Source organism: Thalassospira sp. (genome assembly GCF_002709775.1).
Taxonomy (GTDB): Bacteria; Pseudomonadota; Alphaproteobacteria; order Rhodospirillales; family Thalassospiraceae; genus Thalassospira.
Map to the genome: position 1 here is coordinate 21,180 of NZ_PAQR01000021.1, position 23,295 is coordinate 44,474.

Here is a 23,295-nt window from a genome sequence, read left to right on the forward strand (position 1 = left end):
ACCAACCATTATAGGTAAACAAGTACCTTTTTACCGCAATGATCGATTTTGTCTGTCAAACAGACCGGGTTTGCGGGTTTGGCATTAATCCAGCGCGACCGACGGGAATTCACCATCGATATACGGGAACGCTTCACCAACAGTTACCTGTACCTCGGGATGGAACCCGTTGAAATGGGTGGCAAGCGCGTTGCTATAGGCCCCGATATGACCAAACTCGATCCAGTCACCTTCGCGAATATCGGCAGGCAACGTCACGGTTGCCGGCAAAACATCCATATTGTCGCAAGTCGGCCCATAAATCGTGAAGTCCAGCGTTTCCTCGGGATCGAAATCACCATCAATGCGCATCGGGCGCACCGGATAACGGAGTTGTCCGGTCACGGTTTCCGAAAGACTGCCGTAAACACCGTCATTGATGAACAGCGTGTCTTCCTTGCGCAGATGAACCTGCGTGATCAGGGAAATACCGCTGGAAACCAGCGCCCTGCCCGGTTCGCACATATAGGTGGTATCGGGCATATCAAGCCAGCGGATGCAATCCTTGATCTCATCCATGAACTCGTCAAGGCTCGCCCCGCGCTGGTTCATATACTGACCGGGGAAACCACCCCCGACATCAATATGCTTGACCTTAACACCAGAAAAATCAACGACCTGACGGATAATCTCGACCGCGATCCGGTAACCGGTCGGCGTGGTGCATTGCGACCCGACATGGAAGCAAAGCCCGGCATGATAACCATACTCATCAACCTTTTTCAGAAGTTCGGCCGCCACCATCGGACGCGCGCCAAACTTGGCTGACAGGTTATAGGTCGCACCGGCCGGCGGGGTCGCCAGACGGACATGGATGACCAGGTTCTTGTCGCCCTCTGTCTCTTCGCGGATTTTCTCAAGCTCTTCGATGGTATCGATCACATAGTGATCAATCCCGAACACCCGATAGGCATTGCGGATGGCATCACGGCTTTTGACCGGATGCATGAAATAGGCCTTCATCCCCGGGAACTGGCGACGCACGATAGAGATTTCCTCAGGCGAAGCGGTGTCGAAATGACGCACCCCACCTTCGTGAAGATATCGCATGACTTCCGGATGCGGATTACATTTCACCGCATACAGGACGTCACCCGGGAACATTTCGACAAAGCGCTGCGCTGTTTCTCGAAGAATATTGGGTCTGAGGCAATACACCGGATAGGAAGGTTTGAGTTCCTTAACAACATCGAACGTCGTATCGAAATGACGTGGCACAATATACTCCATCGTTTACGAATATCAGGCGCCCAGACACGTACCGCCGCCGGGCTGGCCTTTTAGCCCGATTAGCGTACCAGCCCTTTTTCCCCCTGTCATGCTCCTTGCGCATGCCTTGCAGGTAATAGGCAGTAATTGCGCTTGATATTGCATCGCCCTGCCGATAATTTGGTAAACCAATACCAAATAACCAATATCGTGCGCCCCACGCGTTTGAGCGGTCCCGCACGTCAACCTACAGGGAGCCTGAAATGCCCATCGATCCGATCCTTGATCCAACCGTTCTGGCCAAGGAACTGTCCGGCTATCATCTGATCAACGGAAAACTTGTCGCCCCGAAAAACGGCAAGACCTTTGATGTTCTCAACCCTGCCACGGGCAAGGTCATCGGTCAGGCTGCCGACGGTGACGCCGACGACGTCGCACTTGCCGTCGCCGCAGCAAAGGCCGCCCAGAAGGATTGGGCAGAACGTCCGGCACGTGAACGTGGCAAGCTTTTGTCTGAATGCGGCCGCGTCCTGATGTCGCATTCTGAGGAACTCGGTCGTCTGGTCGCACTGGAATCCGGCAAGGCCCTTCGCACCGAAAGCCGGGTCGAGGCATCTGTTCTGGCAGATATGTTCGTCTTCTTTGGTGGGCTGGCATCCGAGCTCAAGGGCGAAACGGTTCCGTTCAACCCGAACATGATGACCCTGACCACCCGCGAAGCAGTTGGCGTTGTTGGTGCGATCATTCCGTGGAACGTGCCAATGATGCTGATGGCGATCAAGGTTGCCCCGGCACTGGTTGCCGGAAACGCGGTCGTCGTCAAATCCGCCGAAGACACCCCTCTTGCTGTTCTGCGCGTGTGCCAGATCATGCAGGAAGTTCTGCCGGCTGGCGTATTCAACATCCTGTCGGGCTTTGGCCCGTCTTGCGGCGGCCCGCTGGTCGAACACAAGGATGTCAAAAAGGTTTCCTTCACCGGGTCGGTTGAAACCGGTCGCACGGTCTATCGCGCCGCTGCTGAAAAACTTATCCCGGTCACCCTCGAACTCGGTGGCAAGTCACCGATGATCGTCATGGGCGATGCCGATCTTGATAAGGCCATCGCCGGTGCGATTGGCGGCATGCGCTTCACCCGTCAGGGACAGAGCTGCACGGCAGCATCGCGCATGCTGGTGCATGAAAGCCTGCATGACGAATTCGTCAAACGCCTGATTGATAAGGTCAACACCCTTAAGATGGGCGATCCGCTGGATGAAGAAACCGACATCGGCACGATCATCAACCGCAAACAGTTCGATAAGGTTTGCGGCTATATCGAAACCGGCGAGAAAGAAGGTGCGACCAAGAACGAGCTGAGCGCCCTTCCCACCGACAGCACCCTTTCCGATGGCCTGTTTGTCCGTCCGGTGATCTTCACCGATGTTGATCCGGATGCCCGTGTGGCACGTGAAGAAATCTTTGGCCCGGTCGCCTGCGTCTTCAAGTTCAAAACCTTTGAAGAGGCCCTTGAACTTGCGAATGACAGCGACTTCGGTCTGGCAGCAACCGTCTGGACGACGGACCTTAAAACCGCCCTTGTCGCAACCAAGCGCCTTGAAGCCGGCTTTGTTCAGGTCAACCAGAACCTTGTTGTTCAGCCGAACCTGTCTTACGGCGGCATCAAGCTTTCCGGCCTTGGGAAGGAAGCATCACTTGAAAGCATGCTCGAACACTTCACCTACAAGAAGACCGTTATTCTGAACATGGAATAACATCGTCTTCCGTCAGATAAGCCTGACTTCCGCAAACCGGGTTGCACATCACGCAACCCGGTTTTTCTTTTCCTGCGCTTGACCTTGCGCGTGCAATCCGCAAAGGTGCCCTTCTTAAACACATCCAAACCCGGAAAGTACATGGCTATGTCTGCAGCTACTGACATCCTCGCATCACACTCCCGCCCGACGCTTCGTGCCGGTGTGATCGCCATGATTATGGGGATTTCCGACCTGCGAATGTGATCCCTGTCATCTGCGGATGACAGGTCCGGTTGATTACCGTTTTTCACCCAACACATGATAATATTGCCACCTCACCATAAAGATGGTGGCTGCAGGAGCATGGAAATTATGACTGTTTCCTATCACGATATCGTTCGCGCATCCGGCTTGCTTGAAGGCATTGTTGCGAAAACGCCGCTGGTAAAATCTCTAACCCTGTCAAATATTTGCCAGGCAGAAGTTTATCTTAAACTTGAAAACCAGCAATACACCGCCTCCTTCAAGGAACGTGGCGCCTATGTCAAACTGGCAAGCCTGACACCCCAGGAACGCGAAAAAGGCGTGATCGCCGTCTCGGCTGGCAACCACGCACAGGGTGTCGCCTATAACGCCAAGCGCCTTGGCATTCCCGCCACCATTGTGATGCCAAAAAACACCCCCTACACCAAGGTCCACCATACCCGTTCGCACGGTGCCGAAGTCGTTCTGACCGGTAATGTCTTTGCCGAAAGCCTCGAAGCTGCCGCGCGCATCCAACAGGAACGCGGCTTGACCTTCGTCCACCCGTTTGATGATCCGCATATCATTGCAGGCCAGGGCACAGTCGGGCTCGAGATCCTTAATGAAAACACCGACATTGACACCATCGTTGTTCCGATTGGCGGTGGTGGTCTGGCATCGGGTGTTGTCACCGCGATCAAATCCCGCCGACCGGACATCGAAGTCGTTGGTGTCGAGACCAAGCTGTACCCTTGCATGTATGAAGGCATGCACGACAAGGAATTCACTGGCGGTGGCGTAACCATCGCCGAAGGCATTGCTGTCAAGCAACCCGGTGGCCTCACGCTTGAAATCTGTAAGGAAAAGCTTGATGACGTCGTTCTGGTCGAGGAAAGCTCGATCGAACGGTCAATCCAGATGCTGATCGAGATCGAGAAAAGCGTGGTTGAAGGTGCCGGTGCGGCCCCGCTGGCCGCCCTTCTCGATCACCCGGAACGTTTCAAGGGCAAGAAAGTCTGTCTGATTGTCAGTGGCGGCAATATCGATACCCGCCTGCTCGCTCAGGTCCTTATGCGCGGCATGGCGCGCGAAGGTCGCCTTGTCCGTGTGCGTATCGAAATCCCGGATGTGCCGGGTGCACTTTCGACCATCAGTGCCCTGATCGGCGAAGAAGATGCCAACATCATCGAAGTCTATCACCAGCGCCATTTCTATGACGTTCCGGCCAAGCAGACCGATGTCGATATGGTGCTTGAAGTCCGCGACACCCTGCATGGTCAGCAGGTGATTGATCGCCTGATCAAGGAAGGCTTTGGTGGCCGCCTGCTCGGCAACACCTCGCTCGACTGATCAACACATTGCAAACAAAAAGGGCCGCTGGCATTTCGCTGCGGCCCTTTTTTTTGTTTTTAAGCGAATATCCGACTTAGTCGCCAAGGGCACGATAACGGCCACCGTAATAAAGCAACGGTGCGCCGGTTTCCCCCATCACCAGTTCACGCACATGGCCGATAATGATGCTGTGATCGCCACCTTCATGCATCGCATGGCGCTCGCAGGTGAATGCGGCGACACTTCCGGTCAGGCGCGGCATACCAAGGCTGTCATCCTCATAGGCAACACGATCCCAGCCATCCTGTCCCGGGGCTGAAAACAGCTCGGAGATCTGCTTTTGATCCTGGCTCAGGATATTGATGCAGAACCGGGTCGCCTCGCCGGTGAACAGCGCGTGAGTCGCCGCCCGGTGATCGACCGAAAACAAAACCAGGGCCGGATCAAGCGATACCGAGGCAAAGCTGTTGATGGTAATGCCCGCTTTTGCACCGTCTGCGGCGCGCGTGGTCACAACGGCAACACCGGTTGTGAACTGACCAAGGCAATCGCGGAAATCACGCGGAGAGAAAGACATATTAAAGGATGCTCTTGTATAGAAAGTCTGATGGATGACGCGCCCCGAATGTTGGGCTTGGGGAAAATGGCGTCTAATCACCGCGCTGTCAAACCTAACTCGCTGCTAATTTAAACGCGATGTTAATAAGATTAAAACTTAATAAGGGCATATAGATATCAGAAACACGTTCTGCACTGCCGCAGAAGACAGATGTTTCGATGAACTCGGGGTTGATCGTTCAGGTATCTGGCTTGGGGTAGCGGAGAAGAAAAAGAATGTTCTTGATCATTGGCTATATCGTCGTAATCGGCTCTGTCCTGGGTGGCTATTTGCCACATGGCGACTTCGGAATTCTCATCCAACCCCTTGAAGTCCTGATCATTTTCGGGGCCGCATTTGGCGCCTATCTCACGGCAAACCCGCTTGGCATTGTGAAAAAGTCTTTCACATATACCCTGCGCGCCATGAAGGGCCCGAAGAAGAAGGCCGCCTATCTGGAACTTCTGATTTGCCTTTACGCGATTTTCCGTCTGGCCAAATCCAAGGGTGATCTCGCTCTTGAAAGCCACGTTGAAAACCCGGAAAGCTCAAGCCTGTTTTCCAACTTCCCGATGCTGATGAAAGATCATCATGCAATGGAATTCATGTGCGACTATCTCCGCCTGCTGACGCTCGGCACGACCAACTCCTATGAACTCGAAGCGGTGATGGATCAGGAACTCGAAACCCATCACGAGGAAGAGCACGCAGTCGCTGCTGCTGTCCAGACAGCTGGTGACGGTCTTCCCGCACTTGGCATTGTTGCTGCAGTTCTCGGCGTTATCGTCACCATGAGCTCGGTGACCGAACCGCCGGAAATTCTCGGTGGCCTGATTGCTGCGGCCCTTGTTGGTACCTTCCTTGGTATTCTCGGCGCCTATGGCTTTGTCGGCCCGACCGCATCGATCATCAAAAACACCGTTGATGCCGATGGCAAGTATTTCGGCTGCATCAAGGCTGCATTGATTGGCCATATGCAGGGTTATGCCCCGCAGGTCTCGGTGGAATTTGCGCGCAAGACCCTTCCGCATAACCTTCGGCCGAGCTTCAAGGAACTCGACGAGGCGCTCCAGGATGCGCCGACCGCTTAGTTCCACAAGCACGCTCTGGTTTAGAGGACACCGAAGTAAATGCCAGATATCGTAATCAAAAAGATCAAGAAAGGCGGCCACGGGCATCATGGTGGTGCATGGAAAGTGGCCTATGCCGACTTTGTGACTGCGATGATGGCGTTCTTCCTGCTGCTCTGGTTGCTTTCAAGTGCGACCGAGGAACAGCTGCAAGGCGTGTCCATGTACTTCACGCCCGAAACCATCTCGCAAAATGAATCCGGTTCTGGCGGATTGCTGGGCGGCACCAGCCTTGCCGAAGAAGGCTCCATGCGTTCCGAATTCGGATCCCCTACCATCAGCATGGATATCCCGCCGGTCGAAACGCCCGAGCAACGCGAAGCCATCCGTGTCGCCCAGATGGAAGAACAGGAATTCAACGAGGCACAGGAAGAACTCCTTAAGGCGATTGAAGCCAACGAGGAACTTCAGGGCCTTGAAAAGAACATCCGCATCGAGAATACCGACGAAGGCCTGCGCATCCAGATTCTTGATGAAGATGGTACTGCCATGTTCCCAAGCGGCAGTGCCACCATGGCCGAACATACCCGCCTTCTGCTTCAGCAAGTCGCGGCCGTAATCGAAAACATGCCGCAGGATGTCTCGATCGAAGGCCATACCGATGCGGTGCCGTTCAACCGAACGGATGGCTATTCGAACTGGGAACTCTCGGCTGATCGCGCACTTGCCACCCGCCGCGCGCTTGAAGAAATGGGCCTTGAAACTGCCCGCTTTGCCAAGGTGGCCGGCCTGTCTGATACCGATCCGCTCCTGCCCGAAGCACCGGAAAATGAAAGCAACCGCCGTATCAGCATCACCTTGCTGCGTGGTACCGGCGAGCGTTCCGAACTTGCAGGTGACGGCGAAAATAGTCCGGCTACACCAAACGGTGCTGCGCCCGCCGCCCCGGCAGCGCAACAACCAGCTCCGGGTGAAAACCAGCGCCGCCCGACTTTCTCGGTTCCATCGCAACAGTGATTTCGGGCACTGAATGAGAATTCAGTGCCCTTTTGCCCCTCAGGCCTTTAAACTGTCATAAATAGAACCTAATCTCATAAAGTAGTTCTTCTTGATGTGATCGGGACTGATCGGACCAAATGACAGTTAATCAGCGGCGCCTGACCCAGCACTATTTCATGACCGCACCGATGCCGTGCCCCTATCTGCCCGGGCGGTTCGAACGCAAGCTGGTCACAGAACTCCGCGGGCCTGAGGCCAACAACGTCCATGATCTTCTGTCACGCGCCGGCTTCCGCCGCAGCCATTCCATCGCCTATCTTCCGGCATGTAGCGATTGCAATGCGTGCGTGCCCGTCCGGGTCTGCTGCGCGGAATTCACGCCAAGCCGCTCCTTCCGCCGCATCAAGAACAAGAACAGTGATCTTGTCCGCACCGTGATGCCGCCAACGGCAACACAGGAACAATATCAACTCTTTAGCACCTATCAGGATGCCCGCCACGGCAATGGCGATATGGCGCGTATGGATGCACGCGATTACCGCGCGATGATCGAAGACAGCACGGTAGAAACCTCGATCTTCGAATATCGCCGCGCGGATGACAGTCTGATTGCGGTCGCCTTGGTCGATATTCTCGCCGATGGCTTGTCGGCTGTTTACAGCTTCTTTGATCCGGCCGAAGACCGCCGCGGTCTTGGCACCTATATTGTTCTTGATCTGATCGACGAGGCCAAAATGCTGTCGCTGCCGCACATCTATCTGGGCTACTGGATCGGTGATTGCCGCAAGATGTCTTACAAGATGCGCTTCCAGCCGCTTGAGGGTTTCCGCGATGGCCAGTGGATCCGTATGGAAGACGCCGAAAACGGCGGTGGATCGGACTGACAGCGCCAAAACGCCGTCAAAATCCGACAGTTACATTCCCCAATTAGACTAAAGTCCTAGAAAACAACTCGATCCTCGGTTGCCTGCCTGTAAAGACGCATATAAGCTGCGGTTCATAGCCGGAAAACCGGCTTTTACAGATAAATCATGAGCTTGCATCTTTGGGAGGTTGTAACCAATGAAACGTCGCCAATTTCTTTCCGGCGCTGCCGTAGCAGGTGCGACTGCTGCCGCCGCGTCAACTTTCGCCAAACCGGCCATTGCACAGGACGTCCGTGAATGGCGCCTTGTCACCACTTGGCCGAAAAACTTCCCGGGCCTTGGCACCGGTGCGAACCTTCTGGCTGAATACATCACCAAGGCATCCGAAGGTCGTCTGAAAGTGACCGTTTTCGGCGCTGGTGAAATTGTTCCGGCATTCGAAGCTGTTGACGCTGTTGGCAACGGCACCGTCGAAATGGGCCACGGCGCGCCTTACTACTGGAAAGGCAAGGTTGACGCGACCCAGTATATCGCGGCAATGCCGTTCGGCCTGAACGCGCAGGAACAGAACGCATGGTTCCAGTGGGGCGGCGGTCAGGAACTGGCAGACAAGGTCTATGCCGAACTGAACTGTAAGTTCTTCCCGTCAGGCAACACCGGCACCCAGATGGGTGGTTGGTTCAACAAGGAAATGAACACCATTGACGACTATAAAGGTCTGAAAATGCGTATTCCGGGCCTCGGTGGCGAAGTTGTCAAAGCCGCTGGCGCTAACGTTGTGAACCTTCCCGGCGGCGAAATTCCGCCGGCACTGCAGTCGGGCGCGATTGACGCGACCGAGTGGGTTGGTCCGTACAACGATTTGGCATTTGGCCTCTATAAATCGGCGAAATACTACTACTACCCGGGCTGGCACGAGCCGGCGACCGTTCTCGACAACTTCATCAACCTCGATGCATGGAATGCACTCCCGGATGATCTGAAAGCCATTGTCGAGCAGGCCAACCGCGCTGTGAACCAGATGGTTCTGTCCGAGTTCACCGCCCGTAACGTTCAGGCCCTTGATACCCTGCGCAACAAACATGGTGTTGATGTCCGTCCGTTCTCCGACGACATTCTGACCAACCTTGGCAAACTGTCCGGTGAAGTTCTGCGTGACCTCGTTGCGTCGAACCCGCTGTCGCAGGAAGTCTTCGAAAGCCTGGTACAGTTCCGTACCCAGTCGATCGCTTGGTCGAAATTCTCGGAATCGGCATTCGCACAAGCCCGTGTCCTGCCGTTCAAATACTAAGTTCTCCGGTTTCGGAAACGACCAAGGGCTGGCATCTGCCAGCCCTTTTTATTTGTGCCCTGCCCCAACTGCTAAGAACGCACACCGATACGAAAAAAGGCACCCGGTTCGGGTGCCTTTTTACTTAAAGCAATGTCGTTCCGCTTAGAACAGGATGCTCGGAAGCCAGGTTGCCAGCCACGGGAAGGCCGCGACAAGGCACAGGCCCAGCATCTGAATGATCACGAACGGAATGATACCGCGATAGATATCAAGCGTCTTGATCGCAGCCGGTGCCACACCGCGCAGATAGAACAGCGCAAAGCCGAATGGCGGCGTCAGGAAGCTGGTCTGCAGGTTGATGGCAATCATCACACCAAGCCAAACCGGATCAACATCAAGTTTCAGCAGGATCGGGCCGACAATCGGGATCACCACAAAGACGATCTCGATAAAGTCGAGGAAGAAGCCCATGAAGAACATGAGCAACATCACGACCAGCATCGCGCTGAACACACCACCCGGAAGGTTGTGCAGAAGCTCTTCCACCAGATGATCACCACCAAGGCCACGGAACACCAGCGAGAACACCGACGCACCCAGCAGGATGACAAACACCATCGCGCTGACCTGAACCGTCTGGCGCACAACATGGCGCATGACGGCCATATCAAGGCGCTTATAGAACGCTGCCAGGATGGTCGCACCGACCGAACCGAATGCCGCAGATTCCGTCGGCGTTGCAATCCCGGTCAGGATCGAGCCCAGAACAGCCACAATCAGCAATGCCGGCGGCAGCAACGCACGCAGAACTTCGCCCCACAGGCCTTCCGGACGTTTGCCTTCAACCAGTGCCGGTGCAGATTCCGGATCGATCAGCGACTTGATGATGACCCAGCCGATATAAAGCCCGACCAGCATCAGCCCCGGAATGAAGGCACCTGCAAACAGGTCCATCACCGAAATCGGCTCCGGCGCCCAGTTGCCCAGCGAACGCTGCGCTTCGGCATAGGCCCCCTGCAGGATATCGCCCAGCAGGACCAGAACGATCGACGGCGGAATGATCTGACCAAGCGTACCCGATGCACAAATCACACCGGTCGACAATTTGGGATCATATCCGGCCTTCTGCATCGCCGGCAGGCTCAGCAGACCCATGGTGACAACCGTCGCACCGACAATACCGGTGGAGGCCGCCAGCAACATGCCGACAATCACGACCGAAATACCAAGACCGCCACGCATGGTGCCAAACAGCATGCCCATGGTGGTCAGAAGCTTCTCGGCGATCCGCGCGCGTTCAAGCATCACGCCCATGAACACGAACAGCGGGATCGCAACATAAAGCTCGTTGGTCATCACACCGAAATAGCGTGACGGCAAGGAGCCCAGAAGCGGCATATCGAATGTGCCCATGGCATTGCCAATAAGCGCAAAAGCAAGACCGGTGCCCGCAAGCGAGAAGGCAACCGGAAAACCAAGAAGAAGTACGCCGCACGCAACGGCGAACATTACCAGGCTAAGAATTTCCCCCGACATCAGACGCCCTCGTGCTCTTCTTCTTTGATTTCAAATTCTTTGTGACCCGCAAGAACCAGAATGCTGCGCGCTGCCAGTGACAGCCCCTGCAGCAGCATCAGGACACAAAAGACCAGGATCACGGACTTATAAAGAAACAGTCCCGGAAGACCGCCGGTTTCGTGTGACCCTTCCAGACGGTGCCAGCTGGTGACAACGTAGGGATAGCTGTACATCAGGATCATGATGACCACCGGCGCCAGCAGGAAGACGGACCCGAACAGATCCACCCATGCCTTGTAGCGCGGCGAAGCCGGACGATAAAACACGTCAACGCGCACATGACCACCATGCAGCAGCGTATAACCGGCACCAACCATGAACATGATGCCATACAGCCACATATAGCTTTCCTGCATCGATACCCAGCCAACCGCAAAGCCATAACGCAATGTGGCCACCAAGAACGTGATCACCACCATGGGGATCACCAGCCAGGCTATTCCGCGTCCGATCCAGTCATTCAGACCGTCGATCACACGGACGAAATTTCCGAGAAATCTCACTTTTCACTCCCAAGCCCTTTTTGAATCTCACAGGAAAATTGCGGGCTTCCTGCTTAACAGGTTGGGAAGTTACATATTAACCACCTAAAACGCTATATCTTTTGCACCGAAATCCGCCCATTTCTGCCGGGAAATGCAACAAATGGTAGCCCGTGCATCATTTTTCGCCATCCGGGCAAAGAAAAAGCCGGATGGCTTGGCACCATCCGGCTTTCACAAACATGTTTTAACGCCCGTTACTCGAACTTGTTCGATCGCGGGAACCCGTTCGGCGGCAGGCGCCCGGCCCCGGCACGCTTGCCAATCCATTCGGCAAGCTCGGTCACGGTGCGGGTACGTCCTTCGCTGCCACCCATGGTCCAGCTAAGGCCGTCTTCAAGGTTAAACAGCATCAGGTCGGAAAGACCGCCCTGACGATATTTCTGCAAGATCACACCACGGCCACGCGTCATTTCCGGAATCTCGGAGACCGGATAAATCAGAAGCTTGCGGTTATCGCCCAGAACGGCGACATGATCATGCTCGACCGGCTCGAAGATCTTGGCGACCTCGCCGGCGCCAAGGTTAAGTACCTGCTTGCCGTTCTTGGTCTGCGCGACCACTTCTTTCTCGGCCACCAGGAAGCCACGCCCACCGGAACTTGCCACCAGAAGGTTGCGACCATCCTTGTGAATGACCATCGAAACGATGTCATGTTCCTGTGGCAGATCAATGGAAAGACGGATCGGCTCCCCATGGCCACGGCCACCCGGCAGCTTGTCACACGACATGGTGTAACAACGACCCGCCGTCGACAGGATCAGAAGCTTGTCGGTCGTGAAGCCCTTGATCGCAAAGCGATGCTCGTCACCGTCCTTGAATTTAAGGTCGCTGACATCGGCAACATGGCCCTTAAGCGCACGGACCCAGCCCATTTTCGAACAGATCACCGTAATCGGTTCACGTTCGATCAGCGCTTCAAGCGGCACTTCGATTTCTTCCGGCGCATCGCCAATCTCGGTGCGGCGCTTGCCAATGGCGGTTTTCTTGCCAAAGTTCTCGCGCATCTGCTCGATTTCGTCGCGGATCTTTTCCCAACGCAGGCTTTCGCTGGCCAGAAGCGCCTCAAGGCCTTCTTTTTCTTCGGTCAGTTTGGCGTGCTCGTTCTTGATTTCCATCTCTTCGAGCTTGCGCAAAGACCGCAAACGCATGTTCAGGATCGCATCGGCCTGCACTTCCGTCAGGTCGAACGCCTTCATCAACGCGTTCTTTGGCTCATCCTCAAAGCGGATGATGCGGATCACTTCATCAAGGTTGAGATAGGCAACAAGATAGCCTTCCAACACTTCAAGACGATGATTGATCTTCGCCAGTCGATGGTTGGAACGACGGATCAGAACGTCCTGACGGTGCGCAAGGAACGCGCGCAACACTTCGCGCAGGTTCATCACCCGCGGGGTGTTATCGGCATCCAGAACGTTCATGTTCAAGCCGAACCGGATTTCCAGTTCGGTATTCTTGAACAGCATTTCCATCAGATGTTCCGGCTCGACCGCGCGGGTACGCGGCTCAAGCACAAGACGGATGATATCGGTCGATTCATCGCGCACATCATTCAGAAGCGGCAATTTCTTTGCCACCATAAGATCGGCGATGCGCTCAACCAGCTTGGCTTTCTGAACCTGATAGGGAATTTCAGTGATCACGACCTGATAAAGGCCATGGCTCAGCTTCTCGACTTCCCATTTCGCGCGCAGGCGGAATGAACCACGCCCCGTGGCATAGGCTTCAAGAATGTTTTCGCGCGGCTCGACCAGAACACCACCGGTCGGGAAATCCGGGCCCGGAACGCAACGTACAAGCTGCGCGATCGAGGTTTCCGGATCATCAATCAGCTTGATCAGGCCAGCACACAACTCGCCTGCGTTATGCGGCGGAATGTTGGTCGCCATACCCACGGCAATACCGGCCGCACCATTGGCCAGAAGGTTCGGGAAGGCCGCCGGCATGACAACCGGTTCCTTTTCCTCGCCATCATAGGTCGGGCGGAAATCAACGGCATCCTCGTCAAGGCCATCCATAAGCGCTGCGGCAATTGCCGTCATGCGGGCCTCGGTATAACGCATCGCTGCCGCGTTATCGCCGTCAATGTTGCCGAAGTTGCCCTGACCATCGACCAGCGGATAACGAACCGCAAAGTCCTGTGCCAGACGCACAAGGGCATCGTAAACCGACTGATCACCATGCGGGTGATACTTACCGATCACGTCACCGACCACACGTGCGCACTTCTTGAACCCCTGCTCCGGGTTCAGTTTAAGCTGACGCATGGCGTAAAGAAGACGACGGTGCACAGGCTTGAGGCCATCACGCACATCAGGCAGGGAACGCGACATGATCGTCGACATCGCATAGGCGAGATATCGCTCGCTTAGCGCGTCGGCAAGGCGGGTTTCCCTGATTTGTCCGGCACCTGCCGGATCGGAAGTCTTGGTGCTCATGAACGATTTTTCTTGTTGCTTGTCAAAATGGACATGTGCAAGTGCGTTCGGAACCGAACACCTTACGTTATTGGCAACATACTACGCCGGGCATGGTCTTGGTCAACATATGGCGCACAAATTGCCGAATTTATTTTTATTCGCCGATATCGGCCCGCCAGACATGACTGACAAGCCGGTCGCGTGCGGCCACGGGTTTAACCCCCTTGGCCTCGAAAATATCGCGATGAATGAAAAACCCGGTCAGCTTCAACCCATCACGAAACTGCTCGCTTAACGGCATTTCCTTACGCGATGGTGCCGCCCGTCCAGACGCCAGAAAGGCCGGCAACGGTAACATCCGATCGCGATAGGCATTCCCGGATGCCTCGCCCACGGCACGCCCGCTTTTGGGGGACACATAGGCAAGGTTTTCGGTTTCATCGGTCGCGGCACACCGATCCAGCGCAAGCCCATAGCCAAGCTCTTCCAGCAACCCGACTTCCCACCGGATATAGGCAGGCAACCACTGCTCGCTCTTAAGCGCACTCATCAGTGCGACAGTGCCATGATAAAGGTCGGGATGGGCTTCGCGTTCTGGCAAGGTTGCATCAAGCATCGCACAGGCCGAACTCATCGCCATCAGCGGCCCGGCATGGAGCAACAAATCAGCGGCATGTGCCCCGGTCAGCTCACAGCGAAATTGCCCCAGATGTTCGGCCAACCGGGCCGACCACCCCACCCTGACCTCGTTTCCGGGTTCAAGGGTGCCACGCATTGATTTGCTGGTTGCGCCGCGCACCAGACCGGCATGGCGGCCATAATCACGGGTCAGAACGGAAAGACGGACCGAGTTTTCGCCCAGCTTGCGTGTCGAAAGAACGATACCGTCATCCCGCCAATCCATCCGCGTACCTTAGAAAAAGCCGCTGGGTACGATCAGGCGGGTTACCAAGAAGAAAAACCCGAGCAGGCAGGACGCCAGACTGAACAAGGCAATCCCGAAAACCACCTTGCGCAGGATCGGACGGTTCGGGATTTCGTCGATGGCATCGGTCAGTGGGTCATTGGAATTATTCGTCATCAGCCGGGGCCTCCACCCGTCATGCGCCAGAACAGGCCCAGCACAAAGACGGCAACTGCGATCAAAAGCGCAATCAGGTTAAGCGGTTTGTGCAAAAAGGACTTTTCACGTTCGACCGACACATTTGAATTGCGGTTCCGAAACGGGCGTCTGGCGACACGCGCAACGATCATTGCGGCAGCAGCGCCGACAACAATCATGACAATTCCCCAGACTGATCCGATTTCCATTAACTACCCGGCAATTTGTGATCGATCGATTTGCGAACCAGAACACCCTCAGGCGTTGTGATCAAGTCCCCACATGGCAAAGCGATTGGGATCATCGCCCCAGTTTTCGCGAACCTTCACAAACAGGAACAGGTGTACACGGCGCTCGAAAATGGCTTCAAGTTCCTTGCGCGCATCGCTGCCCAAGGCCTTGATACGTTTGCCACCCTTGCCAAGAATGATCGCCTTCTGGCCTTCACGTTCGACATAGATCGTCTGCTCAAGCTTGACCGACCCATCCTTGCGCTCTTCCCAAAGCTCGGTCTCGACCGTTGCGGAATAGGGAAGTTCCTGCTGAAGCTGGTAATAAAGCTTTTCACGGGTGATTTCGGCCGCAAGCAGTCGCAACGGCATGTCCGAAACATCATCTTCCGGGAACATCCACGGCCCGTCCGGCATTTTGGCCGCAAGGAAGTTCACCAGATCCTGCGTACCTGCCCCCTTCTTGGCCGAAATCATGAAGACATCGGTAAAGACATCATGGGCAAACAGGTCCTGTGACAGACGCAGAAGCTTTTCCTTGTCGGAAACCTTGTCGACCTTATTCAGCGCCAGGATCGCCTTGCGGTTCTGATCCTTCAGCGTATTGATAATCGCAAGGTCCTCATCCGTGATGCCAGTGCCGGCATCAATCACAAGAACAACAAGGTCCGCATCATCCGCACCATTCCAGGCGGCCTTGACCATCGCGCGGTCAAGACGGCGTTTGGGCGCGAAGATACCCGGGGTATCAATGAAAACAATCTGCGCGTCTTCGGTCATGACGATGCCGCGCACACGGGTACGCGTCGTTTGGACCTTCGGCGAGACGATGGACACTTTCGTGCCAACCAGCTGGTTCAAAAGCGTTGATTTGCCAGCATTCGGTGCACCAACGAGGGCCACAAAGCCACAACGTTGCTGATAAGGTAATCTGTCTTCGGCCACCGGTTCGGGAACCTCATTCATCACTAAGTTTTTCCAACATCAATTTGGCGGCGAGCTGTTCCGCCTCGCGTTTCGATTTGCCCTCGGCACTGACGCTGTCACCGTCGCCGGTGGTCAGTTCGATGGTAAATAACGGCGCGTGCGCCGGGCCTTCACGCCCGACCATCTCGTATTTCGGTAACGGCTTGCCACGCCCCTGCAGCCATTCCTGCAATTGCGTCTTGGCATCCTGCGGCGGCTTGTTGGCTTCATCCAGAAGCGGCGTCCACAGCTTTTCAATAAAACGCCGTGCCGGTTCAAGACCACCATCAAGATAGAGTGCGGCAATCACCGCCTCCATGCAATCAGATAAAATCGCCGGGTTTGTATCAGCCCCGGCTGCCCGTTCACCCTTGGCCATCTGGATGTGTTCACCCAGTTTGATCTGCTCGGCCACGCGGGCAAGGGTTTCACGGCGCACAAGCGCGACAAACCGCTTGGCCATCGCGCCCTCGCGCTCGCGACCAAAGCGGGTATAAAGCATTTCCGCCACAACAAGGCCCAGCACGCGGTCGCCAAGGAACTCCAGGCGCTCGTTGCCGCCGCTCAGCATATCCTTGCCTTTGGCCGCACTACGATGGGTCAGTGCGATCCGCAGAAGGTCCGGGTCGGAAAAACCGTGATCAATCTCGGCGATCACCGGCGAGCCGTCGCTCATCAGTTAACCCCCTGAAACAGGCGATCATAGCGGATGCTGCCAAGATCATAGACCGGCTGGGAGCTGTCCTTGGAATAGAACAGGAATTCCGCACGGCCGACCAGATTCTCAATCGGCACAAACCGGAAGCGCGACGGGAAGGCACGGCTATCGGCCGAATTGTCGCGGTTATCACCCATCATGAAGAAATGCCCTTCAGGAACGGTGAAGGCTTCGGTGTTGTCGCTCGGCCCCTGATCACCAAACATCTCAAGGATGCGATGCACCCGACCATTGGGCAGCGTTTCAATATATTGCGGCACGGCAGCAGAACGCCCGCCGCCATCGGTCAGGATGTAATCCTCGATGCGCTCGCGCTCGATCATCTTGTTATTGATGTAAAGGCGGCCTTCCTTGACCTGAACCGTATCGCCCGGCAGGCCAATCACGCGCTTGATGTAATCCTGCGAGGTATCAGACGGCAGTTTGAACACCACGACATCACCACGCTCCGGCTCGCTTTCGAACACGCGGCCCGGAATGATCGGCAGGCTGAACGGCATGCTGTGCTTCGAATATCCGTACGAGAATTTCGAAACAAACAGATAATCGCCCACCAGCAAGGTCGGGATCATGGAGCCAGACGGAATATTGAACGGCTCAAAAGCAAAGGTCCGAACCATAAGTGCAATAACAATGGCCCAGAAAACGGTCTTCAAGGTGTCGAGCAAACCACCCGTTTTCTTCTTATGCACAAGCTTTTCCATTCCGTGTTCAACCAATCAATTTTTTTGTCAATCTGCCGAAATCACCACGACCGCATTGGCCAGCGGATATTCGTCCGTCAGGGTCACGTACACAGAGGCAGTTTTCCCATCCGGGGTCAATTCTTCCAGGCGTGCTTTCGCACCTTCAATCAGAACCATATCGGGCTTGCCGCTGGGTTGATGTACCACACCCATGGTGTTGTGATAAACACCGCGGCGGAACCCCGTGCCCAGCGCCTTTGAACAGGCTTCCTTGGCGGCAAACGCCATCGCCAGCGAAGAAGCCGTCCGATGTGGCTTGCGTGTGGCACGCGCAATCTCGATATCGGTATAGACGCGCTTCATGAAACGCTCACCATGGCGTTCAAGAGCAGCCTCTATCCGACGGATATCGCATAAATCCGTGCCAATCCCAATGATCATTTACGCATAACCTGCTTGCGTGCGTGCTTCATCCATTAAACGGCGCATTTCGGCAATCGCCGCTTCAAGCCCGACAAACACCGCCTCACCAATCAGGAAGTGGCCGATATTAAGCTCGGCAATCTCCGGCATGGCCGCAATCGGCTTGACCGTTTCAAAGTTCAAACCATGTCCGGCATGAACTTCAAGCCCGATCCCTGCCCCATATTGCACAGCATGGCGGATACGGTCCAGTTCGCGCGCGCGTTCTTCCGGCGTTTCAGCATCGCAATAAGCCCCGGTATGGATTTCCACCACCGGCGCGCCAAGGCTTTTGGCCGCATCAAGCTGCGCTTCGGATGCCTCAATAAACAGCGAGACACGAATGCCCGCATTGCCAAGCTCGGAGACATAATGTTTCAGGTGATTGTGTCCACCCGCAACATCAAGCCCACCCTCGGTCGTGCGTTCTTCACGCTTTTCCGGAACAAGGCACACCGCATGCGGCTTGGTTTCAAGCGCGATGGCAAGCATCTCATCAGTTGCCGCCATCTCGAAATTCAATGGCAGATCAACCTCTTCGCGCAGTCTTTTCATGTCCGCATCGCGGATATGGCGGCGATCTTCGCGCAGGTGTGCGGTGATACCATTTGCCCCCGCGGCCTTGGCAAGGGCAGCCGCACGCACCGGGTCGGGCAAATCGCCGCCACGGGCATTTCGAATGGTCGCAACATGGTCAATATTGACCCCGAGGCGGAGCTTCGCACTCATGATCTTTCATCCTGCTTTTTGGTGGCGTGTTTTGCAGCCGTTCCGATCTTTTCCTTGGCACTTTCAAGCATGGGGCCCAGGCCATGGCGATCGGTCTTTTTCATACGGCGCAAGATGCGGTTATGGCGATAGATCACAACCGCGCGGCGGATCGGGAAGTAAAACAGCATCCAGACGATAATGGTTGTCGGAATACACCCGACCACCATCGGCCAGATGATATCAACAATACTGGCCCACAGAACAGCAAGCGATTCATGATCAGCCGGATCCCAGTTCCCGAAAATCAGCCCGCCGCCAACATAATTCAGGCCAAGAACGACAAATTCCCACAGCACGGCCATATCGAAATGCACCGCAGAGCTTGCTGAATGCGCGCCAAGGATCCAGTTGCCGCAGGTATAAAGCCACAGCCAGATAAACGGAAATGTCCAAGGATTGCCAACCACGGTTCCAAGGATCGATGCCACTACGTTGCTGCGCGTCAAAAGGCTCAGCAAGGCCGAAATGACAAAATGGAAACCGATAAACGGCGAGAACGACACCGCCGCCCCGATGGCAAAGCCCGATGCGATGCTATAGGGCGATCCGGGCAGACGGGCGACCCGATGGGCAAAATATTGCGACGAACGGCGCCAGCCACCCCGTGGCCAGACCACGTTGCGTACACGCTGGAAAGATGATGGTTTGATACGGCGCCGAAACATGCGGGGTCAGTTCTGGAACAAATCAGGTAACGCAATAAAAACTAGAGGCATATGCGTAAGTGCTGACTGCGCGCTTGGCAAGGCTTTTGCACCAAATTAACCTAAAAGGTGAAGGCGTTTACAGTCCGCGCTTACCCGCGCGCACGTTCAACCGCATTGACCACAGGCGTCGCACGCAAGGCGGCGATGATGTTGGTCAGATGTTTGACATCGACCACATCGATATCGATCAGCATTTCAAAGAAATCTGTCGTGCGATTGGTAAAGCGCAGATTGGTGATATTGCCATGGTTCTTGGCAATCACGCTGGTGATCGAACTAAGCGCCCCCTGCTCATGCCCCACGGTCAATCCAAGTCGGCCAATGAAGTGCTCCGGTTCGCCCTCATTATCCCACCCGACATCAAGCCAGCGTTCGGGCTGCTCGGTGAAAGTTTCCAGCGTATCGCAGTCAATCGTATGGATTGTCACGCCCTTGCCGGTTGTAACAATCCCGACAATCCGGTCCCCCGGCAGCGGGTGACAGCAGCCGGCATAATGCACAGCCATCCCCGGAATAAGGCCCTTGATCGGAATGGCATGCTCGTGCTTGCGCGCCCGTACTTTATCAAGCGGCACGACCTTCCGCGCGGTTTCCTTGTCCTTGGTGCCCGGGAAGACCGCGTGAACAACTTCGCGCCCGGTATGATGGCCAGCACCCACAAGGGTCAAAAGGGCATCGACCGAGGGCTGCTTGAAGATCTTGAGAACCCCTTCAAGCGCCTTGTCGGAATAGTCATAGCCTTCCTGACGGAACGCCTTTTGCAAGATCGCCTTGCCAAGGTCCTTGTACTGGTCTTCCTGCTGCTGGCGGATGAAGCGGCGAATTCGTGCACGCGCTTTGCCGCTAACAACGAACCGCTCCCAGGTCGGATTCGGCGTTTGCGCCTTCGATGTAACGATCTCGACCTGATCACCGTTATTCAAAACGGTCCGAAGCGGCACCATCGCACCATTGACCTTGGCGCCCACACAGGTATCGCCAATGTGGGTATGGATCATATAGGCGAAATCGACCGGGGTCGCGCGCGCCGGAAGCGCGATCACATCGCCTTTCGGGCTAAAGCAGAACACCTGATCCTGGAACATCGCAAGCTTGGTATGTTCAAGGAATTCTTCCGGCTCGGATGCATGTTCAAGAATATCCAAAAGGTCGCGCAGCCAGCGATACTGAACGCCTTCTTTCTGCTCGCCGGTCGGTGTTTCCTGTTTATAGGCCCAGTGGGCCGCCACACCGTTTTCGTTGACCTCGTGCATCTGCCGGGTTCGGATCTGGACCTCGATCCTGTGGTTTTCCGGGCCCAGCACCGTGGTATGGATCGACCGGTAGCCGTTCGGTTTCGGCGTCGAGATATAATCCTTGAACCGGCCCGGCACGACTTTGTAATTGGCGTGCAGATAGCCCAGCACCTCGTAACATTGCGGCATGTCTTCGACGAGAACGCGAAACGCCATGATGTCCGAAAGCTCACCAAAGGTGATATTCTTGCGCTGCATCTTCTGCCAGATCGAATAAGGCCGCTTTTCACGCCCGTAAATATCGACCTTGAGCCCCTGTCGCGACACGACATCGGTCAGTTCCGAAACAATCCGGCTGACAACGTTGTCGTCCTTCTGGCGCAGGAACTCCAGACGCGCCAGGATCGAATCCCTTGCTTCGGGATTGATATGCTGGAAGGCAAGGTCTTCAAGCTCTTCCTTGATGTCATGCATACCGATGCGCTCGGCAAGCGGAGCATAAATCTCAAGCGTTTCGGCCGCGATCCGCACGCGCTTTTCGGGCTTGGAGATATAATGCAGGGTGCGCATGTTATGCAGACGGTCGGCCAGCTTGACCAGCAGAACGCGAATGTCTTCGGACATCGCCAAAAGCAGCTTGCGGAAGTTTTCCGCCTGCTTGGAATCTGCTGATTTAAGTTCGATCTGGGTCAGCTTGGTCACACCATCGACCAGCTTCATGATGTTCGACCCGAAAAGCTTGGTGATCTCTTCGGGGGTTGCATCAGTATCTTCGATGGTGTCGTGCAAAAGGGCTGTGATGATCGTGTCGCAATCAAGCTTGTAATTCGTCAGAATGCCTGCGACTTCGATCGGATGGGAAAAATACGGGTCACCGGATGCGCGCTTTTGCGAACCATGTTTCTGGGTTGCATAGACATAGGCCCGGTTCAGCGTGGTTTCACACGCGTCGGGGTCATATGCCTTAACCCGTTCAACAAGTTCGTATTGGCGCATCATTCAGGGGCGTCTCCGCAATTATCCAATGGGAACAGTCTGGGTTCCCATTTCTTAAGATAGTACGATCTGGACAAAAAAAAGCCACGGAAGATAAACACCGTGGCTCTTCTTTTGAAAAGGTTCAGATCAAAACCGGTCTGACCTTATTCTTCTTCCGACGGAGCAACTACACCAGCAGAAGCGTCTTCAACGGCTTCGGCAACCAGTTTCGGACCGAAATCGTCTTCTGATTCTTCCGGCTCGTCGCTTTCAACATGCCGCTGCAGACCCTGCACCATGCCATTGCGCAGATCGTCGAAATCAACCTTTACTTCGGCGATTTCGCGCAGCGCAACAACCGGGTTCTTGTCGTTGTCACGATCAATGGTCAGTTCTGCACCGGCCGAGATGTTGCGTGCACGCTGAGCAGCAAGCATTACAAGCTCAAAGCGGTTCGGAATCTTGTCAACGCAATCTTCGACGGTAACGCGCGCCATAAATGTCTCCAGAAATACTTTTGGGGTGTCCAGACCGAGCTTTATAGCGCCGGATCACTTGTGTTGCAACAGCGAAACCACTCTTTCGATCAGGTTTTCTTGTGCTTATTCTTCAGCTTTCCGCCTGCTTGCGAATCTGTTGATCCGCCGGCAGATCGGAAATCAGATCTTCCACATCGCGCGCCAGCACCGGATGCACCCAGTCGGCCACCACATCGCGTAGCGGCAATAGCACAAATGCACGCTCGGCCATGCGCGGATGAGGCACCTGAATGCCGCCCTCTTCACGCACCAGCTCCCTGCCATAGGCAATCAGATCAAGGTCAATGACGCGGGCTGCGTTGCGTTCACGGCGCACACGGCCAAATTCGGCCTCGACTTCATGCAACCGCTCCAGAAGATCATGTGCTGAAAGATCGGTCGAAATCCGTGCAACGCCGTTCACGTACCAGGGCTGATCAGAAATCGGCACCGGTGCGGTTTCATAAAAGGATGACACCAGATCAATCGAAATATCGCCATTCTCGGCCAAACGACGCAGGGCGGCTTTCAATGTCTGCGCAGGCGCACCATATTCTTCGGTAGGCAAATTTGCACCGAAAGCAATCAGGATAGCGTCATCCGCGATCATGCTGGTGTCTGACGGTGAAGAATTGCGCACAAAGAAGACCTTCGGTTCGATGTCTGGACGGCGAAACAAGTTCGGAAAGACGGCATATCTAAGGGAGCCATCATACTCTGTCCACGATATTTTCGCCTTTCTTTGTATCCTGTGCCACGGTAGATATTAAGTGTTCCGTTTTTTTGGGAACTGCATAATTAAATTTGATGTTTGAGGAATTTTACGATGATTTTTTACCCGCAGGAACGCATCGGGTTGTTTATTGACGGCTCCAACCTGTACGCCGCAGCCCGGGCTCTTGGCTTTGATATTGATTACAAACGCCTTTTAGAACTTTTTTCCCAAAAAGGTCAGCTTATCCGAGCCTTCTACTATACCGCCCTGATCGAGGATCAGGAATATTCCCCGATCCGCCC

The 23,295-nt window shown here is 55.1% G+C and carries 24 protein-coding genes; 7 read left to right on the plus strand and 17 right to left on the minus strand.

All coding sequences use genetic code 11. The features are described 5' to 3' along the window. Window positions 1-84 precede the first annotated feature (84 nt). Window positions 85-1,257: a type III PLP-dependent enzyme gene (locus CMO10_RS09215; RefSeq protein ID WP_044829221.1), complete on the minus strand. Its 1,173-nt coding sequence runs from the start codon at window positions 1,255-1,257 to the stop codon at window positions 85-87. A gap of 254 nt (window positions 1,258-1,511) precedes the next feature. On the opposite strand from CMO10_RS09215, the gene CMO10_RS09220 reads away from it, so the two are divergent. Beyond that, window positions 1,512-2,999: an aldehyde dehydrogenase family protein gene (locus CMO10_RS09220; protein ID WP_297021034.1), complete on the plus strand. Its 1,488-nt coding sequence runs from the start codon at window positions 1,512-1,514 to the stop codon at window positions 2,997-2,999. Window positions 3,000-3,353: 354 nt separating this feature from the next. Then, on the plus strand, window positions 3,354-4,574 hold the full coding sequence (locus CMO10_RS09225; RefSeq protein ID WP_297021037.1) for a threonine ammonia-lyase: 1,221 nt from the start codon (window positions 3,354-3,356) through the stop codon (window positions 4,572-4,574). 76 nt (window positions 4,575-4,650) lie between these two features. On the opposite strand, the gene CMO10_RS09230 is transcribed toward CMO10_RS09225, so the two are convergent. After that, entirely contained in the window at window positions 4,651-5,133 is a 483-nt protein-coding gene (locus tag CMO10_RS09230) for a flavin reductase family protein (protein WP_297021039.1), read from the minus strand. Window positions 5,134-5,390: 257 nt separating this feature from the next. Here CMO10_RS09230 and motA point away from each other — a divergent pair, with 257 nt between their 5' ends. The 4 genes from motA to CMO10_RS09250 all read left to right on the plus strand — a co-directional run bounded on the left by motA (window position 5,391) and on the right by CMO10_RS09250 (window position 9,380). Next, the gene (motA, locus tag CMO10_RS09235) at window positions 5,391-6,245 is read left to right on the plus strand and encodes a flagellar motor stator protein MotA (protein WP_297021042.1); all 855 of its coding nucleotides are present in this window, start codon (window positions 5,391-5,393) and stop codon (window positions 6,243-6,245) included. 39 nt (window positions 6,246-6,284) lie between these two features. Next, window positions 6,285-7,241 carry a flagellar motor protein MotB gene (locus CMO10_RS09240; protein WP_297021045.1) on the plus strand — a complete coding sequence of 319 codons (957 nt, stop codon included), beginning with the start codon at window positions 6,285-6,287 and terminating at the stop codon, window positions 7,239-7,241. Between the two features lie 119 nt (window positions 7,242-7,360). Continuing rightward, on the plus strand, window positions 7,361-8,107 hold the full coding sequence (locus CMO10_RS09245) for an arginyltransferase (RefSeq protein WP_297021047.1): 747 nt from the start codon (window positions 7,361-7,363) through the stop codon (window positions 8,105-8,107). Between the two features lie 178 nt (window positions 8,108-8,285). Next, complete coding sequence (locus CMO10_RS09250) at window positions 8,286-9,380, plus strand: TRAP transporter substrate-binding protein (protein WP_297021050.1); 1,095 nt, start codon at window positions 8,286-8,288, stop codon at window positions 9,378-9,380. A 144-nt stretch (window positions 9,381-9,524) separates the two neighbouring features. On the opposite strand, the gene CMO10_RS09255 is transcribed toward CMO10_RS09250, so the two are convergent. The 15 genes from CMO10_RS09255 to folK form a co-directional block, all read right to left on the minus strand. Beyond that, complete coding sequence (locus CMO10_RS09255; protein WP_297021053.1) at window positions 9,525-10,898, minus strand: TRAP transporter large permease; 1,374 nt, start codon at window positions 10,896-10,898, stop codon at window positions 9,525-9,527. Further along, complete coding sequence (locus CMO10_RS09260) at window positions 10,898-11,443, minus strand: TRAP transporter small permease subunit (protein WP_044826715.1); 546 nt, start codon at window positions 11,441-11,443, stop codon at window positions 10,898-10,900. Before CMO10_RS09260 ends, CMO10_RS09255 begins: the two co-directional genes overlap by 1 nt. A 236-nt stretch (window positions 11,444-11,679) precedes the next feature. Next, window positions 11,680-13,923 carry a DNA topoisomerase IV subunit A gene (parC, locus tag CMO10_RS09265; RefSeq protein WP_297021056.1) on the minus strand — a complete coding sequence of 748 codons (2,244 nt, stop codon included), beginning with the start codon at window positions 13,921-13,923 and terminating at the stop codon, window positions 11,680-11,682. A 136-nt stretch (window positions 13,924-14,059) separates the two neighbouring features. Continuing rightward, window positions 14,060-14,809, minus strand: a complete 750-nt coding sequence (gene recO, locus CMO10_RS09270) for a DNA repair protein RecO (protein ID WP_297021058.1) — start codon at window positions 14,807-14,809, stop codon at window positions 14,060-14,062. Window positions 14,810-14,818: 9 nt separating this feature from the next. Beyond that, window positions 14,819-14,986: a hypothetical protein gene (locus CMO10_RS09275; RefSeq protein WP_161794587.1), complete on the minus strand. Its 168-nt coding sequence runs from the start codon at window positions 14,984-14,986 to the stop codon at window positions 14,819-14,821. Next, entirely contained in the window at window positions 14,986-15,216 is a 231-nt protein-coding gene (locus tag CMO10_RS09280; protein ID WP_044826718.1) for a hypothetical protein, read from the minus strand. The genes CMO10_RS09275 and CMO10_RS09280 overlap by 1 nt, the downstream gene beginning before the upstream one ends. Before the next feature lie 48 nt (window positions 15,217-15,264). Next, window positions 15,265-16,203, minus strand: coding sequence for a GTPase Era (gene era / locus CMO10_RS09285; RefSeq protein WP_297021063.1), 939 nt, complete (start codon window positions 16,201-16,203; stop codon window positions 15,265-15,267). Then, window positions 16,196-16,879 (minus strand): ribonuclease III, encoded by a 684-nt coding sequence (gene rnc / locus CMO10_RS09290; RefSeq protein WP_044826720.1) that lies wholly within the window; start codon window positions 16,877-16,879, stop codon window positions 16,196-16,198. The genes era and rnc overlap by 8 nt, the downstream gene beginning before the upstream one ends. Continuing rightward, complete coding sequence (lepB, locus tag CMO10_RS09295) at window positions 16,879-17,625, minus strand: signal peptidase I (protein ID WP_044826721.1); 747 nt, start codon at window positions 17,623-17,625, stop codon at window positions 16,879-16,881. Before lepB ends, rnc begins: the two co-directional genes overlap by 1 nt. A 27-nt stretch (window positions 17,626-17,652) precedes the next feature. Further along, a complete protein-coding gene (acpS, locus tag CMO10_RS09300) occupies window positions 17,653-18,048 on the minus strand; it encodes a holo-ACP synthase (RefSeq protein WP_044826722.1) in 396 nt (131 codons plus the stop codon). Beyond that, a complete protein-coding gene (locus CMO10_RS09305) occupies window positions 18,049-18,798 on the minus strand; it encodes a pyridoxine 5'-phosphate synthase (RefSeq protein ID WP_297021070.1) in 750 nt (249 codons plus the stop codon). After that, window positions 18,795-19,505: a DUF2062 domain-containing protein gene (locus tag CMO10_RS09310; protein ID WP_297021073.1), complete on the minus strand. Its 711-nt coding sequence runs from the start codon at window positions 19,503-19,505 to the stop codon at window positions 18,795-18,797. Before CMO10_RS09310 ends, CMO10_RS09305 begins: the two co-directional genes overlap by 4 nt. A gap of 131 nt (window positions 19,506-19,636) precedes the next feature. Next, complete coding sequence (locus tag CMO10_RS09315) at window positions 19,637-21,781, minus strand: RelA/SpoT family protein (protein WP_297021076.1); 2,145 nt, start codon at window positions 21,779-21,781, stop codon at window positions 19,637-19,639. 143 nt (window positions 21,782-21,924) lie between these two features. Next, the gene (gene rpoZ / locus CMO10_RS09320) at window positions 21,925-22,257 is read right to left on the minus strand and encodes a DNA-directed RNA polymerase subunit omega (protein WP_297021080.1); all 333 of its coding nucleotides are present in this window, start codon (window positions 22,255-22,257) and stop codon (window positions 21,925-21,927) included. A gap of 112 nt (window positions 22,258-22,369) precedes the next feature. Continuing rightward, a complete protein-coding gene (gene folK, locus CMO10_RS09325; protein WP_297021083.1) occupies window positions 22,370-22,918 on the minus strand; it encodes a 2-amino-4-hydroxy-6-hydroxymethyldihydropteridine diphosphokinase in 549 nt (182 codons plus the stop codon). A 186-nt stretch (window positions 22,919-23,104) separates the two neighbouring features. Here folK and CMO10_RS09330 point away from each other — a divergent pair. After that, window positions 23,105-23,295: NYN domain-containing protein (locus CMO10_RS09330; protein WP_297021085.1), on the plus strand; the 191-nt coding region annotated here is incomplete at its 3' end.

Excerpts from the sequence above, each read along its gene's own strand:
- recO (WP_297021058.1), bottom strand. The coding sequence starts at position 14,809 with ATGGATTGGCGGGATGACGGTATCGTTCTTTCGACACGCAAGCTGGGC.
- CMO10_RS09225 (WP_297021037.1), top strand. The coding sequence starts at position 3,354 with ATGACTGTTTCCTATCACGATATCGTTCGCGCATCCGGCTTGCTTGAA.
- CMO10_RS09250 (WP_297021050.1), top strand. The coding sequence starts at position 8,286 with ATGAAACGTCGCCAATTTCTTTCCGGCGCTGCCGTAGCAGGTGCGACT.
- parC (WP_297021056.1), bottom strand. The coding sequence starts at position 13,923 with ATGAGCACCAAGACTTCCGATCCGGCAGGTGCCGGACAAATCAGGGAA.
- CMO10_RS09315 (WP_297021076.1), bottom strand. The coding sequence starts at position 21,781 with ATGATGCGCCAATACGAACTTGTTGAACGGGTTAAGGCATATGACCCC.
- CMO10_RS09255 (WP_297021053.1), bottom strand. The coding sequence starts at position 10,898 with ATGTCGGGGGAAATTCTTAGCCTGGTAATGTTCGCCGTTGCGTGCGGC.
- CMO10_RS09240 (WP_297021045.1), top strand. The coding sequence starts at position 6,285 with ATGCCAGATATCGTAATCAAAAAGATCAAGAAAGGCGGCCACGGGCAT.
- CMO10_RS09220 (WP_297021034.1), top strand. The coding sequence starts at position 1,512 with ATGCCCATCGATCCGATCCTTGATCCAACCGTTCTGGCCAAGGAACTG.
- acpS (WP_044826722.1), bottom strand. The coding sequence starts at position 18,048 with ATGATCATTGGGATTGGCACGGATTTATGCGATATCCGTCGGATAGAG.
- rpoZ (WP_297021080.1), bottom strand. The coding sequence starts at position 22,257 with ATGGCGCGCGTTACCGTCGAAGATTGCGTTGACAAGATTCCGAACCGC.
- CMO10_RS09230 (WP_297021039.1), bottom strand. The coding sequence starts at position 5,133 with ATGTCTTTCTCTCCGCGTGATTTCCGCGATTGCCTTGGTCAGTTCACA.
- lepB (WP_044826721.1), bottom strand. The coding sequence starts at position 17,625 with ATGGAAAAGCTTGTGCATAAGAAGAAAACGGGTGGTTTGCTCGACACC.
- rnc (WP_044826720.1), bottom strand. The coding sequence starts at position 16,879 with ATGAGCGACGGCTCGCCGGTGATCGCCGAGATTGATCACGGTTTTTCC.
- CMO10_RS09245 (WP_297021047.1), top strand. The coding sequence starts at position 7,361 with ATGACAGTTAATCAGCGGCGCCTGACCCAGCACTATTTCATGACCGCA.
- era (WP_297021063.1), bottom strand. The coding sequence starts at position 16,203 with ATGAATGAGGTTCCCGAACCGGTGGCCGAAGACAGATTACCTTATCAG.
- motA (WP_297021042.1), top strand. The coding sequence starts at position 5,391 with ATGTTCTTGATCATTGGCTATATCGTCGTAATCGGCTCTGTCCTGGGT.
- CMO10_RS09280 (WP_044826718.1), bottom strand. The coding sequence starts at position 15,216 with ATGGAAATCGGATCAGTCTGGGGAATTGTCATGATTGTTGTCGGCGCT.
- CMO10_RS09275 (WP_161794587.1), bottom strand. The coding sequence starts at position 14,986 with ATGACGAATAATTCCAATGACCCACTGACCGATGCCATCGACGAAATC.
- CMO10_RS09310 (WP_297021073.1), bottom strand. The coding sequence starts at position 19,505 with ATGTTTCGGCGCCGTATCAAACCATCATCTTTCCAGCGTGTACGCAAC.
- CMO10_RS09305 (WP_297021070.1), bottom strand. The coding sequence starts at position 18,798 with ATGAGTGCGAAGCTCCGCCTCGGGGTCAATATTGACCATGTTGCGACC.